This is a genomic window from Limnobacter sp. UBA7229, from assembly GCF_002473065.1.
GTDB classification, from domain to species: domain Bacteria; phylum Pseudomonadota; class Gammaproteobacteria; order Burkholderiales; family Burkholderiaceae_B; genus Limnobacter; species Limnobacter profundi.
The window spans coordinates 421,972-436,257 of the sequence record NZ_DKTN01000003.1 but is presented as its reverse complement, the minus strand read 5'-3'; the positions used below and the strand labels follow the sequence as shown (position 1 = coordinate 436,257).

Below are 14,286 nucleotides of genomic sequence, written 5' to 3'. Positions count from 1 at the left end.
CAACCATACAATAGATACATTTTTTAAGGGTTTACCCCTTGTAATAGACAGGTGTTGTCTACATCTGGTTAATTCAGGCTTTTCGGGTGATTGACCTTGTGGGTTATCGATTGCAAATTTGAGAGTGGGTTTGCATAATTTTTGAGATGTTCCTGATTGAATTTTCAGGAAAAATTTCTAGCCTTGAATAAAGGCAGTGTATTGCTCTCTAATCCTTGTTGCGTGCCCCTTAGAAGTGATTACAATGAAGTTATGAGTTCGCAAAACAATCCATCAACAGTACTGGAATCGCAGGCGCAAAAAGCGAAGCTGCCCCCGATGTATCAGGTCGTGCTCTTGAACGATGACTACACCCCCATGGAGTTTGTCGTGATTGTTTTGCAGAAGTTTTTTGGAAAGGGAAGGGAACAGGCCACCCAAATCATGCTGAAAGTGCATCGAGAGGGCAAAGGGGTCTGTGGGGTATATCCCAAAGACATCGCCTCGACAAAAGTCGAAATGGTATGCGGTTTCGCAAAGCAGCATCAACACCCGCTGCAGTGCGTGATGGAGGAAACATGATTGCGCAAGAGTTGGAAGTAAGTTTGCACATGGCATTTGTTGACGCACGTCAGCAAAAGCATGAATTCATCACGGTAGAGCACCTGCTATTGGCCTTGCTGGACAATCCTTCAGCGGCTGAGGTGCTACGTTCATGCTCATGCGATGTCGAAGAAATTCGAAAGAACCTGCAAAATTTCATCAAGGACAACACCCCTGTGGTGTCCGGTCAGGATGAAGTGGACACGCAGCCCACGCTGGGTTTCCAGCGGGTTATTCAGCGCGCCATCATGCATGTTCAAAGCACATCGAATGGCAAGAAAGAGGTGACTGGCGCGAATGTGCTGGTTGCGATTTTTGGTGAGAAAGACTCCCATGCGGTGTATTACCTTCACCAGCAGGGTATTACCCGTCTGGATGTGGTGAATTACATTTCACACGGCATTACCAAAACGCCGCAGGCGCCCGCGCCGAAGCCCGAGAATTCCCAGAACGAGAATCAGGAGCAGGAAGCCGAGGCCACCCAAAACGTGGGTGACAAGCAGTCGCCGCTTGACCAGTACACCCAGAATTTGAATGCATTGGCCAAGGAAGGGAAAATTGATCCGCTGATCGGCCGTGAGCAGGAAGTGGAGCGGGTTATTCAGGTGCTGTGCCGCCGCCGCAAAAACAACCCGCTCTTGGTGGGTGAGGCTGGTGTGGGTAAAACCGCGATTGCCGAGGGCTTGGCTTGGAGAATTGTGCAAGGTGACGTGCCGGAAATTTTGGCAACAGCGCAGGTGCATTCACTGGACATGGGCGCGTTGCTGGCGGGCACCAAATACCGTGGCGATTTCGAACAGCGTTTGAAAGCGGTGTTGAAACAGTTGAAGGCCAACCCGGATTCCGTGTTGTTCATTGATGAAATCCACACCTTGATTGGCGCAGGCTCCGCTTCTGGCGGCACGCTGGATGCGTCCAATTTGCTGAAACCTGCCTTGTCGTCAGGGCAGCTGAAGTGCATTGGCGCAACTACCTTTACCGAGTACCGTGGCATTTTCGAGAAAGACCACGCGCTTTCACGCCGCTTCCAGAAAATCGATGTGTCTGAACCCACCGTGGAACAGACCATTGAAATTTTGCGCGGTTTGAAGAGCAGGTTTGAAGACCACCATGGCGTGAAGTACTCCAGCGCGGCCATTTCGGCAGCCGCTGAGTTGTCGGCCAAGTTTATCAATGATCGTCATTTGCCCGACAAGGCCATTGACGTGATTGATGAAGCCGGTGCGGCTCAGCGTATTTTGCCAAAAAGCAAACAGCGTAAAACAATTACGAAGGGCGACATCGAAGACATTGTCTCGAAAATTGCCCGTATTCCGCCACAGTCGGTTAATACCGATGACCGCAACAAGCTGGCCACGCTCGATCGCGATTTGAAAGCCACTGTGTTTGGGCAAGACCCCGCCATTGAGGCTTTGGCAAACGCCATCAAAATGTCGCGTGCAGGTTTGGGCAAGGCCGACAAGCCGATTGGCTCGTTCTTGTTCAGCGGCCCCACGGGTGTGGGTAAAACCGAGGTGGCCAAACAGTTGGCCTTTATTCTCGGCATTGAAATGCTGCGTTTCGACATGTCGGAATACATGGAACGCCACGCTGTTTCTCGTTTGATTGGTGCGCCCCCAGGTTACGTTGGCTTTGACCAAGGCGGCTTGTTGACCGAGGCCATTACCAAGAAGCCACATTGCGTGTTGTTGCTCGACGAAATCGAGAAAGCGCACCCCGATGTGTTCAATATTCTGCTTCAGGTCATGGACAACGGTACTTTGACCGACAACAACGGTCGCAAGGCTGACTTCCGCAATGTGATCATCATCATGACCACCAACGCGGGTGCAGAAGCCCTGACCAAGCGCGGTATCGGCTTCATGGAATCCAAGGTGCAGGGCGATGAGATGGAAGACATCAAGCGCATGTTCAGCCCCGAGTTCCGCAACCGTCTGGATTCTGTCATTTCCTTCCGTGCGCTGGATGAAGAAATCATTCTTCGCGTGGTCGACAAGTTCCTGATGGAGCTGGAAGAACAGCTGCACCAGAAGAAAGTGGATGCGGTGTTCACAGACGAATTGCGCAAGCACTTGGCCAAGAAAGGTTTTGATCCATTGATGGGTGCTCGCCCAATGCAGCGCTTGATTCAAGACACCATCCGCAAGGCCTTGGCCGATGAGTTGCTGTTTGGCAAATTGGTGAACGGCGGCAAGGTGACTGTGGACCATGATTTGGAAAATGACCAGGTGTCACTGACTTTTGATGAAGGTTCATCGGGGCAAGAGTCGGAGAGCGGCACTGAGGTTGCTGTTGATTAAAAGCAAAGTTTGGTCGTAATAAAGCATCAGGTAGCGACAAGCCCGGACAGGTATCCGGGTTAATCGCGAAGTGGGCTCGCCTGAGTATCCCTTGTGGTTACTCAGGCGTTTTGTTTTTGGACTAGGCCTTGCTTGCCTGATTAACCACTCACTTGGCCCAGGCAACTGCGGTTTCTACCTTTGTTCTTGGCTTGGTAAAGCGCGTGGTCAGCTTGCGCCATGGTACGGTCAATGCTGTCAGCGTGGGTGATGTCGCAAATTCCTGCCGAAAACCCAACTTTGCAATTGCCGTTCAGCCGAATTCTGTCCACGATTCTTTGGGTGTCGTCGGCGGTGCAGTTCGGTAGAAGCACTGCAAACTCTTCGCCCCCGACACGTGCGATCAGATCACCAGGCCTGAAGTTGGTTCGAAGCGTTTCGGCAAACTCCCGAAGTCGCATATCCCCGGCCTCGTGGCCATAGGTGTCGTTGTATTGTTTGAAGTAGTCAATGTCGATAATTGCCACACTGCCTTGACGCTGATTTTCTCGTTGCATTTTTCGCAGATAGGCGCTGCTCAGGTCTTGCCAGCCCCGGCGATTGAGCAAACCAGTGAGTGGATCGCTGCGAGCCTGATTGCTCAGGTGAAGCAGTTCAATTGCGAAGCGCTTTCGCAAGTTTGATTGTCGCCACAGAGTGAGGCTGACAAAACTTACCGAGTGAACCAAGACAATCAATGTGAGTATCAGGTTGTTGCGTTGCAATGCATTAACCTTTTCATCGGCCGATTGTGCATGTTTCTTCAAGGTGGTGTTGAATATCCCAAGCTCGATCAACCAAAACTCGATGCGTTGAGGGTCGGGTTTTCCGAATTTTTCAAGTTGCTGGTCCATCGCGATCAGGTGTTCTCGAAGGCTTGCAGCCGATTCAGTCAGCCCGCTGTGGGTGTTGATCGTTTCGATGACAGCCAATCTCGCAGCCAGTTGATTGAGTAACTCTTGGGGTGAGCTGTAGCCACGCATTTCCAGACCAAGTTTGGTTTCATAAGCATGCTGATTGCCCAGGTGATGCAGGGCGGTGCTTTGTACGATCAGGTCTTGCAGGGACACTTCAAGTAGCCGTCTCTTGGCCAGATCACCTTGAATTTGATGTACTTTGCCGTAGTTGAATACAGCCACTGCCGCCAGAATGACGCAGAGTGCCAACCAAAAATACCGGATGGTTTTTTCAGAACAGGGACGCAGCTGCCGGATTGCGTGAACCAACCATGTACGGCCTGTCGTTGTGGCTGGCCCGTTGCCCCCTGAGTCCATTGTTTTCCTGATGATTCACAATGACACTCAGTGGCAAATCTGCTTGGGGTGGTTCCTTTCGCTTGGTTTTCTCTAGCGTGTCCCGGTGCTTCCGAATCCGCCTTCACCGCGTTCGCTGGGGGTGAAATCGCTGACCACCTTGAAGTCGGCGTGTGCCACCGGCAAGATGACCAGTTGAGCGATGCGCTCCATGGGTTCAATGGTCACTGGCACTTGGCTGCGGTTCCAGGCCGAGACCATCAGCGGGCCCTGGTAGTCGGAATCGATTAAACCCACCAAATTGCCAAGTACCAAGCCTTTTTTGTGACCCAAGCCTGAACGGGGCAAAATTGTTGCACAGTAATTGGGGTCGCCGATATACATGGAAAGACCGGTTGGCACCAATTCAGCCTGGCCGGGTTGCAAAGTCAGTGGCTCAGTCAGGCAAGCGCGCAGGTCGATGCCTGCACTGCCCGGTGTGCCATAGGCAGGCAATTGCTCTTGCATGCGCGGGTCGAGTACTTTCAGTTCAACTTGAATTTTCATGAGGGTATTTGTATTCAGGAGTGTTTGGAAATGAAAGACAAAACTGCCCGTGCAGCTTGCAGTTTGTCCAAAGAGGCCAGGTATTCAGGGGGCAGTTTTTTACTGTAAATGGTTAACTCGGTTTGGTCGGAGCCCAATGCTTGTTGCGCCAGGTTGCCAACAATGAAATGCGCTTTCTTGCTGTCCAGTTTGCGGTTGGCGTAGTCATCCAGATTTTCTGTTTCGGCAGCAAAACCGACCACCGTCAGCGATTTTTTTCGAGTGCTGGCAAATTCGCCAACATCTGCAAGAATGTCGGGGTTCAGTTCGAACTCCATGTTTAAACCCGCGGCTTGATCGGGTTGTTTTTTCTGCTTTTGGGCGCTTGGGTTTTTAATACCGTAATCGGCCACAGCGGCGACACCAATGAACAGGTCTTGTTGCTCGATTTGACCGAATACTGCAGCATGCATTTGCCTGGCAGATTGAACACTCACCATGGGCACACCGTACGGTGTTGGCAAAGCGGTAGGGCCACTCACCAAACTCACTTCGGCACCCATTAACCATGCTGCTTGTGCCAAGGCGTAGCCCATTTTTCCGCTGGATCGATTCGTGATGCCGCGCACCGGGTCAATGGCTTCAAAGGTGGGGCCGGCTGTTACCAATACCTTTTTACCAGCCAGGGGTTTGTGATTCACTGCCCGCGCCAGTTCCAATACGATCTCAAAGGGTTCCAGCATGCGGCCACTGCCGACTTCACCGCAGGCCTGTTCGCCAGCAGCGGGGCCAAACACATTGATACCATCGGTTTTAAGTTGACTGATGTTGCGCTGGGTGGCTGGGTTGTTCCACATTTCCACGTTCATGGCCGGCGCAATGCCCATGGGGCAATTGCGGGCCAATACGAGGTTGTCCAGCAGATTGTCAGCAAACCCGTGTGCATATTTCGCCATGGAGTTGGCGGTGCACGGGGCAATCAATAAAAAATCAGCGTTGCGGCTGATGTCGATGTGCGGCATGCCACGGTCAATATTGTTATCACTGTGCCCAGCTGGCCATTGCGACACATGCACAGCCTTGCCCGAAAGGGCTTGGAAGGTGAGTGGTGCAATGAATTGTGTGGCCGATTCAGTCATGACCACTTGCACCGTGCAGCCCTGTTTCATTAACAGGCGTACCAGCTCGGCCGATTTGTAAGCGGCAATGCCGCCGCACACGCCCAACACTACACGCAGTTGGTTCAAACCAGGAAGCGGTGGCAATTCGACTGGGCGCATGGGCAATAAACCTTATTCGCTTTTTGCAGGTTTGGCGGCTTTGTGTTCTTTGTTGAAGAACAGTTCGTCGATGATTAGACCGACTGCTCCCATGGTAATTGCAATGTCGGCCACATTGAATGCGGGCCAGTGATAATTTCCCACATAAAAATCGAGAAAGTCGATGACTGCGCCGTGAGCGACACGGTCAATCAAATTGCCGATCGCACCACCCAGAATACAGGCCAGGCAGAACATCGCGAATTTGCGGTGGCTGGAGGAACGCATCATGAACAGAATGACAATGGACGCAATGACCGCTACAGCGGAAAGAAAATGTTTTTGCCAACCCGCCTGATCGGCGAGGAAGCTGAATGCAGCACCCGGGTTGAGCACGTACACCAGGTTGAAGAAAGGGGTGATTTCAACCACCGCACCCAGATCAAGGCGTGATTGAACCCACAGTTTGCTGATTTGATCAACCAGGATAAGCAGCAGGGAAAAACCGATCCAGGGGAGGATGGATTTTTTGGGTGCCCTCAACGCGCCGGTTGCATTGACTGGTTTGGTGGTTGAGGCTGGTTTTCTCGGCATGGGTTTAGACATGATCACGCACCTCGCCTTGACCAAACAGATTGCTTACACAGCGGCCACAAATACCTGGGTGTTCGGGGTTTGCGCTTGTGTCGGAGCGCACATGCCAACAACGTTCGCACTTTTCACCTTCTGCAATACCCACTTCAATTTTCTCCTCGGCCGCTGGGGCTATTTCAATATTGGAAACGATGAACAGGAATTTTAGATCATCGCCCAGACTGGCCGCCGCCTGATACAGATTAGGTGGCAAATGAAGTGTTGCTGTGCCCTGCAGGGAGGAGCCAATTTTGCCCTCGGTGCGCAGGTTTTCCAGTTCCTTCACCACGCGTGCGCGCAGCGCGAGCAACTCAGCCCACTTGTTGCCCAATTCATCAGCCTGCGCCACTTGGGGCACTTTGTAAAACTCGTTGCAGAAAATCGAAGGTTCTACATTGCCCATTACTTCGCGGGCTTCTTCAGCGGTAAAGCTGAGCACTGGTGCCATGAGGCGAAGCAGGGCATGTGTGATGTGGTAGAGCGTGGTTTGCGCACTGCGACGTGCCTGCGAATTCTCGCCAGTGGTGTACAAGCGGTCTTTCAGTACATCCAGATAGAAGGCACCCAAGTCTTCGGAACAGAAAATTTGCAGTTTGCTGACAATCGGGTGGAACTCGTACTTCATGTAGTGCGCTTCGCACTCGCTTTGCAGCTTGCCCAGCAGTGTGAGTGCGTATTGGTCTACTTCGGCCAGTTCTTCGGTGGGAACGGCTTCTGTGGCAAAGTCGAAATCGGAAATATTGGCCAATAAAAAACGCAGGGTGTTGCGAATGCGGCGGTAGCTTTCGACCACACGCTTCAAAATTTCATCGGAAATAGTGAGTTCGCCGGAGTAATCGGTGCTGGCCACCCACAGGCGCAAAATTTCCGCGCCCATTTTGTCGGATACCTGCTGGGGCGCAATCACGTTGCCCACGGATTTGCTCATTTTGCGACCCTGGCCATCCACCACAAAACCGTGGGTGAGCAAGGCTTTGTAAGGTGGTACACCGTTGATCATGCAGCTGGTGAGCAATGAGGAGTGGAACCATCCACGGTGCTGGTCAGAGCCCTCCAGATACAAGTCGGCCGGAAAATGGCTTTCATCGGCATGGCTGCCGCGCAGCACGGTTTCGTGCGTGGTGCCAGAGTCGAACCAAACATCGAGCGTATCGGGGTTCTTGACGTAATCTTTTGCTTCATTGCCGATCAATTCTTCAACAGTGACGTGTTGCCACGCTTCGATACCTTGTTTTTCGATCAGTTGTGCAATGGTTTCGGTCAGCTCAGGGGTTCGTGGGTGCAATTCACCGGTTTCGCGATGCACAAGGAATGCCATGGGTACACCCCACTGGCGTTGGCGCGACAGGGTCCAGTCTGGGCGATTGGCGATCATGGCGTGCAAGCGCGCCTTGCCCCAAGCCGGGAAAAACTCGGTGGCTTCAACACCAGCCAAGGCCTTTTCGCGCAGGCTTGCGCTGCCATCGTTGGGTTTCACATCCATGCCCGCGAACCACTGTGAAGTGGCGCGGTAAATGATTGGGGTTTTGTGGCGCCAGCAGTGCATGTAGCTGTGGCCAAATTTCACTTGTTTGATGAGCGAACCCACTTCGATCATTTTTTCAACAATGAGCGGGTTGGCTTTCCAAATGTGCAGGCCGCCGAAGAAGGGCAGGGAATCTGCGTAAACACCATTGCCTGTCACCGGGTTGATGATGTCGGCATCTTTCAAGCCATAAGCTTTGCTGGTCAAGAAGTCGTCTACACCATAGGCTGGCGAGCAGTGAACTATGCCTGTACCTGCATCGGTACTCACGTATTCAGCAAGGTACACGGGGCTCAAGCGGTCGTAGAAGGGGTGCTTGAATGAAACGCCTTCCAGCGCGGCACCCTTGGCGGTGGCCACTTCTGAACCATGTAGCTCATAGCTTTCAAGGCAGGGTTTCACGCGTTCCTGGGCCAGCAACAAATACTTGTTGCCCACGTCTACCAGGCTGTACACCAATTCAGGGTGCATGTTCAGTGCCTGGTTGGCCGGCAGTGTCCATGGGGTGGTGGTCCAAATGACCAATTGCCCTGGCTTGGCCTGAAGCGTGGCCTTGGGGATGTTGAATGCTGCGGCGAGCTTGTCCAGGTTCGATTCGTCGAATGCAAAACCCACATCGACAGCGATGTCTTGTTTGTCTTTGTACTCGACCTCGGCTTCAGCCAATGCAGAACCGCAATCGAAGCACCAGTTCACGGGTTTCAGGCCACGGAACACATAGCCCTTCTCCATGATTTTGCCCAACGCGCGAAGCTCGTCTGCCTCGTTGCCAAAGTTCATTGTTTTGTAAGGGTTGTCCCAATCAGCCAGCACACCCAGCCGGATGAAATCTTTTTTCTGGCGTTCAATTTGTTCAGCTGCGTAAGCGCGGCTTTTCTCTTGAACTTCCAGTGTGGGTTTGCCCTTGCCGATGGTTTTTTCGATCTGGATTTCAATCGGCATGCCATGGCAGTCCCAGCCTGGAACGTATCGGGCATCGTAGCCAGCCAGGCAACGACATTTCACGATGATGTCTTTCAGGATTTTGTTGACCGCATGGCCAATGTGGATGTCGCCATTTGCATAAGGGGGGCCGTCGTGCAGCACGAATTTTGGCTTGCCTGCCTTGGACTGGCGAATCGCCTTGTACAAGTCTTCCTTGCACCATTGTTCAACCCAGTTCGGTTCCCGTTGCGGCAGGTTGCCGCGCATTGGGAAGGGCGTGTCTGGCAGGTTCAGTGTGTTCTTGTAATCCATGTTGGGTTAACAGCCTGTATTTGAAATCTTGGGTTGGTTGGCATCAAGCATTGCCATGGCTTTTGCCGTGTCTTTGTGCATTTGCTCAACCATCGTATCGAGCGAATCAAAGTGTTGTTCTGGGCGAATGTGCGCCAACACCTCGATGCGCAGCAGCTTGCCGTAAGCATTGTCTTGCCAGTCTGGAATGAATGTTTCAAGCAAAATTTGATCGGATTGTTCAACGGTGGGGCGCACACCCATGCTGGCGACAGCAGGAAGTGGCTGGGGCTCCAGCCCATGCACCCACACCGCCAAAATACCAGTGAGTGCGCTGGCCCGCCCTGCAATTCGCAAGTTCATGGTGGGGAAGCCCAGTGTACGGCCCAGCTTTTTGCCATGCACAATGTGCCCGGAGTACACCAGCGGATGCCCCAACATGTGGGTGGCTTTTGCAACATCGCCAGCTTTCAGGGCTTCCCGAATATTCGAACTCGATACCCGGCTACCGTCTGTCTGAACCTCGGCAAGGTCGTTCACTTCGAAGCCGCTTGATTCCCCGAGACCCCTCAGCAACGCGAAATCGCCGGCGCGCTTGGCACCAAAGCGGAAATCATCGCCTACCCACACCTGCTTGGCATTCAATTGGTTTAGCAACACTTCCTGCACAAAGGCTTCGGGGGCAAGGCTTGCCATGCGCCGGTTGAAGGGCAGAATACACACTTGCTCAATGCCGCAGCGCTTCATTTCAATAATTCGGTCGCGAAGCGTGGAAATTCGGTCGAGCTTGAAATCAGGATTGAAAAATTCTTTCGGGTGTGGGTGCAGCGTAACCACAGTAGGTACCAAACCTTGCGCGTGTGCCGCAGACACGACACGGCGGAACAACTCGGCATGGCCAGAGTGAACGCCGTCGAAGTTTCCAATGGTGAGCGCAGTGCCCTTGGCAAATGTGTGTGGCCGGGGGCGGCGAATGATTTTCATACCGAGTGTGTCGGCTCTTTAGTGGTTGCAAAACAACCGGTTATTATAAGGCCTGAATGGTGAAAAATAGGGCTTTTTCGCCCGCACAGTGATAAACTCGCGCCATGCAAAATTCCACACCTTCCGTCGTCATTTTGATCTCGGGGCGGGGTTCAAATTTGAATGCCCTGATCGATCATGCCAAACAGACCGGGGCCTACCAAATTCGTGCAGTCATTTCCAACCGCCCAGCCGCGGCTGGATTGGCCTTGGCGCAGTCGGCAGGGCTCGATACTGCAATTCTTGACCACACTGAATATGAAAGCCGCGAGGCCTTTGACGAAGCCTTGGCCAGCCTGATCGATCAATATCAGCCCGACTGGGTTGTGCTGGCTGGTTTTATGCGCGTGCTCACCGAGGGTTTTGTGAACCGGTATTTGGGGCGCTTGGTGAATATTCACCCATCTCTGTTGCCCGCTTTTCCGGGTTTGAAAACCCACCAGCAGGCGCTGGATGCCGGGGTGCGGGTGCACGGCGTCACGGTTCACTTGGTGACGCCAGAACTAGACCATGGCCCGATTCTGGATCAGGCCTTGTTGCAGGTGTTGCCCGGTGATACCCCAGAAACACTGGCTGCGCGTGTGTTGGAATTGGAGCATCAAATCTATCCCCGTGCACTGGCGGCATTGGCTGGCGGGCAAATTAAAATGGTGAACGGGAAGCTGGAAGGCACTTTGGCCACTGCCCTGGTTCACGCAATTCAATAAAACAGGACATTCAATATGGTCGGGTCTACTAAAAAAACCCCATTTCGCAAACCCAGCACACGGCGCGATAGCAAAGTGGAGCGGCAAGGCGCCCAGTCTCGCTATGGCCTGGTGAGCACGGTTGCGCAGTTGATTGATCTTCTGGCCCAGTTTGAAGGCCCCGCAGATGCTGCCATTTCCCGGTTTTTTAAAGACCATCCCGAGTTGGGTGGTCGCGACCGCCCTATGGTGGCCGAGGCTGTGTATTGCTGGTTGCGTTATCGTTATCGAATCAACCACTTGGCGCAGTCGGGCGAAGGCCCCTCTGTGGTTCGCCAAGCCAAGCTGGCTTTGTTGTGGTCGGGTGCGCCCGAGCAAATTTGGTCTGCAGGCAAGCAGGCTGACAATGAATGGTTAAGCCGGGTTATTAATATTTCAGCCGATGACCTGGGTGTTGAGGCGCGTACCTGTTTGCCTGAGTGGTTTTACACCAAACTGGCTGAGCAATTTGGGCAAGATCGCGCGGAGTCTTTTTCTCAGGCCGTGCTGAGTGCCGCGCCGCTGGACTTGCGTGTGAACACAGTGAAAGCCAGCACGGTCGATTTGTTGGCCGCCCTCACCAATATGGGTATTCAAGTGAACCCAATTGAAGGCCTGCCCGAGGGCTTGCGCGCTGTGGGCAAACCAATCGTGGGCAAAACTGAAGTGTTTCAAGAGGGTTATTTCGAGGTACAAGACGCCGGCAGTCAGTGGGTTAGCCGCCTTGTGGCCCCGCGCCGGGGTGACCTTGTAATCGATTTTTGTGCAGGTGCTGGCGGCAAAACCCTGGCCATTGGCGCGCAGATGAAGAACACAGGCCGCATTGTGGCGCTGGATACTTCGGAAAAACGCCTGGTGAAGTTCAAGCCCCGTGCGGCTCGCTCGGGATTGAGTAACTTCTACACCATGGTGATCAATGATGAAGCCGATCCTCGCCTGAACAAATATTTTGGCAAGGCCGACCGGGTCGTGACCGATGTACCTTGTAGCGGCATGGGAACCTTACGGCGTAACCCGGATCTTAAATTTAGACAGAACTTGCAGAGTCTGTCAGAATTGACCGCGAAGCAAAAATCCATCATCGAGCATGCAGCCAAGTTGGTAAAGCCCGATGGTCGGCTCGTTTACATCACATGCAGTGTTCTTCGCGACGAGAACGAAGACATTGTCAATGCGTTCCTGGAAAGCAATCCGGAATTCCGGCTTCGCCGCTGGACTGAAGTGTTGAACCCCGGAGAGCGGCCTGTCAAGGCGAACACGACTGACGACATGCTTCGATTGTGGCCAGAGGATGGTGAATCCGATGGCTTCTTTGCAGCAGTGTTACAACGTTCCAAAGCCTGAACTGAATATAAATTCCAAATGTGTTCCGGCTTTAAAAGTACACTTGTACACTGAAAATATGATACGGCTCCTTCAGAAGCAAATTGAGATGGCCGTAACCTTTGAAATACGACCTGTTGAGAGTTAGTGAATATGATTGAATTTTTGACCTCGGGCATTACCGGCGCAAGCATTGGCCAAATGGTAATTTACACCCTCATCGTGACCCACATCACGATTGTGGCGGTGACTGTTTACCTGCACCGTTGCCAGGCTCACCGTGCTTTGGAAGTACACCCAGCGCTGGCGCATTTCTTCCGTGCATGGCTGTGGTTAACCACCGGCATGAGCACCCGCGCATGGGCTGCCATTCACCGCAAGCACCATGCCAAGTGCGAAACCCCCGACGACCCCCACAGCCCACAAACCCGTGGGTTGAAAACCGTATTCTGGCGCGGTGCAGAGTTGTATCGTGCAGAATCCAAGAATGCTGAAACGCTGGCCAAGTACAGCCACGGTACGCCCAGCGATTGGCTGGAGTTTCAGGTGTACGAGCGTTTCCCCTGGCAGGGTGTGGGCTTTACCTTGGTGCTCAGCTTCATTTTGTTTGGTTTTCCTGGTGTCAGTATTTGGGCCATTCAAATGTTGTGGATTCCTGTGTTGGCCGCAGGCGTGATCAACGGCATTGGCCACTACTGGGGTTACCGCAATTTCGATTGCCCCGATGCAAGCCGCAATATTTCACCATTCGGTATTTTGATCGGCGGCGAAGAGCTGCACAACAACCACCATACCCACGCCACTTCTGCCAAGTTGAGCAACAAGTGGTATGAGTTCGACATTGGCTGGATGTACATCAAGATTTTCAGCTTCCTTGGTTTGGCCAAGGTCAAAAAGGTGGCTGAATCCCCCAAGTTTTCGTCGGAAAGCAAGCCAGTGCTTAGCTTGGTGACAGTCCAGGCGGTTGTGAACCACCGTTACGATGTGATGGCTCGCTATGCCAGTTCCATGCGCAAGGCTTTCCGTTCTGAGGTGACTGCACTGAGGCAGAAAGCTGCCAACGCGCAAGAGCGCAAGGTGTTGGCCAAAGGCACCAAGCTGTTGTCGATCGACGAAAGCAAACTGTGTGATGTGCAGCGGGCTGAACTGGCGCAGTTGTGTGCCCAGTCCAAAATGATCAATACGCTGGTGGAAATGCGCGCTGAACTTCGTCAGATTTGGGAAAAAACCAATTTGAGCCGTGAACAAATGCTGGTTCAGTTGCAAGCCTGGTGTGAGCGTGCTGAGCAAAGCGGCATTCGCTGGCTGGAAGACATGTCGATTCGGATTCGTCGCTACGCGGCGTAATTTGAAAGTTGTTTGATTGATGAAAGCCGCTGGTGAGAATCAGCGGCTTTTTTCTTTTCCTGTAGCGGGGTGCTGGTTGGGTTCTGGTGATTTGCATCGCGCAGCATTATCCCGCCAAGATCTAAGTCGAATTCCCCGCTTTTGATTCTGGCTCGGTGTATGCGAAACGCAAAAGCGTCTTCGCATCGACCTGCGGTCGCCCCTCGCTGCGAATCAAGCCGGGCGACTTGATCTTGAATTGGCTGGATAATTCAACGCTGCTGCAAATCACCCAAGCCACTTCTACATTAACCATTAAGCCTCGCCAAAGCAGTGGCCAACAAAAAACCCGCTCTGAATTTCAGTAGCGGGTTTCTGTAGAAACAGCGAAGTAAGTTGAATTACTTCAGCTTGGTTTCTTTGTATGACACATGCTTACGAACCACTGGATCGTATTTCATGATTTCAATTTTCTCGGGCTTCGTACGCTTGTTCTTGGTCGTGGTGTAGAAGTGACCAGTACCAGCAGAAGATTCGAGTTTGATTTTTTCGCGACCACCTTTAGCCATGATTTACTCC

At 52.7% G+C, this 14,286-nt stretch carries 13 protein-coding genes; 5 read left to right on the top strand and 8 right to left on the bottom strand.

What is annotated here, in order from left to right:
* Positions 1-252: 252 nt before the first annotated feature.
* On the top strand, positions 253-561 hold the full coding sequence (gene clpS / locus B4C79_RS02655) for an ATP-dependent Clp protease adapter ClpS (protein ID WP_105029601.1): 309 nt from the start codon (positions 253-255) through the stop codon (positions 559-561).
* Positions 558-2,882, top strand: a complete 2,325-nt coding sequence (gene clpA, locus B4C79_RS02650) for an ATP-dependent Clp protease ATP-binding subunit ClpA (protein WP_171100037.1) — start codon at positions 558-560, stop codon at positions 2,880-2,882. Before clpS ends, clpA begins: the two co-directional genes overlap by 4 nt.
* Before the next feature lie 140 nt (positions 2,883-3,022).
* On the opposite strand, the gene B4C79_RS02645 is transcribed toward clpA, so the two are convergent.
* The 6 genes from B4C79_RS02645 to B4C79_RS02620 form a co-directional block, all read right to left on the bottom strand.
* Positions 3,023-4,066, bottom strand: coding sequence for a GGDEF domain-containing protein (locus B4C79_RS02645; protein WP_291739432.1), 1,044 nt, complete (start codon positions 4,064-4,066; stop codon positions 3,023-3,025).
* Between the two features lie 180 nt (positions 4,067-4,246).
* Complete coding sequence (dut, locus tag B4C79_RS02640; protein ID WP_171100032.1) at positions 4,247-4,699, bottom strand: dUTP diphosphatase; 453 nt, start codon at positions 4,697-4,699, stop codon at positions 4,247-4,249.
* A gap of 14 nt (positions 4,700-4,713) precedes the next feature.
* On the bottom strand, positions 4,714-5,958 hold the full coding sequence (gene coaBC / locus B4C79_RS02635) for a bifunctional phosphopantothenoylcysteine decarboxylase/phosphopantothenate--cysteine ligase CoaBC (protein WP_291751674.1): 1,245 nt from the start codon (positions 5,956-5,958) through the stop codon (positions 4,714-4,716).
* 12 nt (positions 5,959-5,970) lie between these two features.
* Positions 5,971-6,543 (bottom strand): signal peptidase II, encoded by a 573-nt coding sequence (gene lspA / locus B4C79_RS02630; protein WP_240605739.1) that lies wholly within the window; start codon positions 6,541-6,543, stop codon positions 5,971-5,973.
* Positions 6,536-9,331 carry an isoleucine--tRNA ligase gene (gene ileS / locus B4C79_RS02625; protein ID WP_291743292.1) on the bottom strand — a complete coding sequence of 932 codons (2,796 nt, stop codon included), beginning with the start codon at positions 9,329-9,331 and terminating at the stop codon, positions 6,536-6,538. The genes lspA and ileS overlap by 8 nt, the downstream gene beginning before the upstream one ends.
* A 6-nt stretch (positions 9,332-9,337) precedes the next feature.
* Complete coding sequence (locus B4C79_RS02620; protein ID WP_291743294.1) at positions 9,338-10,294, bottom strand: bifunctional riboflavin kinase/FAD synthetase; 957 nt, start codon at positions 10,292-10,294, stop codon at positions 9,338-9,340.
* Between the two features lie 104 nt (positions 10,295-10,398).
* Here B4C79_RS02620 and purN point away from each other — a divergent pair, with 104 nt between their 5' ends.
* From purN to B4C79_RS02605, 3 genes are all read left to right on the top strand, one after another.
* Positions 10,399-11,040, top strand: coding sequence for a phosphoribosylglycinamide formyltransferase (purN, locus tag B4C79_RS02615; protein ID WP_171100024.1), 642 nt, complete (start codon positions 10,399-10,401; stop codon positions 11,038-11,040).
* A gap of 15 nt (positions 11,041-11,055) precedes the next feature.
* On the top strand, positions 11,056-12,402 hold the full coding sequence (locus tag B4C79_RS02610; protein WP_171100022.1) for an RsmB/NOP family class I SAM-dependent RNA methyltransferase: 1,347 nt from the start codon (positions 11,056-11,058) through the stop codon (positions 12,400-12,402).
* A gap of 132 nt (positions 12,403-12,534) precedes the next feature.
* Positions 12,535-13,728, top strand: coding sequence for a DesA family fatty acid desaturase (locus B4C79_RS02605; protein WP_171100020.1), 1,194 nt, complete (start codon positions 12,535-12,537; stop codon positions 13,726-13,728).
* A 121-nt stretch (positions 13,729-13,849) separates the two neighbouring features.
* Here the strand turns inward: B4C79_RS02605 and B4C79_RS02600 are convergent, their stop codons facing one another.
* Together B4C79_RS02600 and rpmG are read right to left on the bottom strand one after the other, a co-directional pair.
* The gene (locus B4C79_RS02600) at positions 13,850-14,023 is read right to left on the bottom strand and encodes a hypothetical protein (RefSeq protein WP_291743305.1); all 174 of its coding nucleotides are present in this window, start codon (positions 14,021-14,023) and stop codon (positions 13,850-13,852) included.
* Positions 14,024-14,108: 85 nt separating this feature from the next.
* The gene (gene rpmG, locus B4C79_RS02595) at positions 14,109-14,276 is read right to left on the bottom strand and encodes a 50S ribosomal protein L33 (protein ID WP_008253405.1); all 168 of its coding nucleotides are present in this window, start codon (positions 14,274-14,276) and stop codon (positions 14,109-14,111) included.
* Positions 14,277-14,286 lie beyond the last annotated feature (10 nt).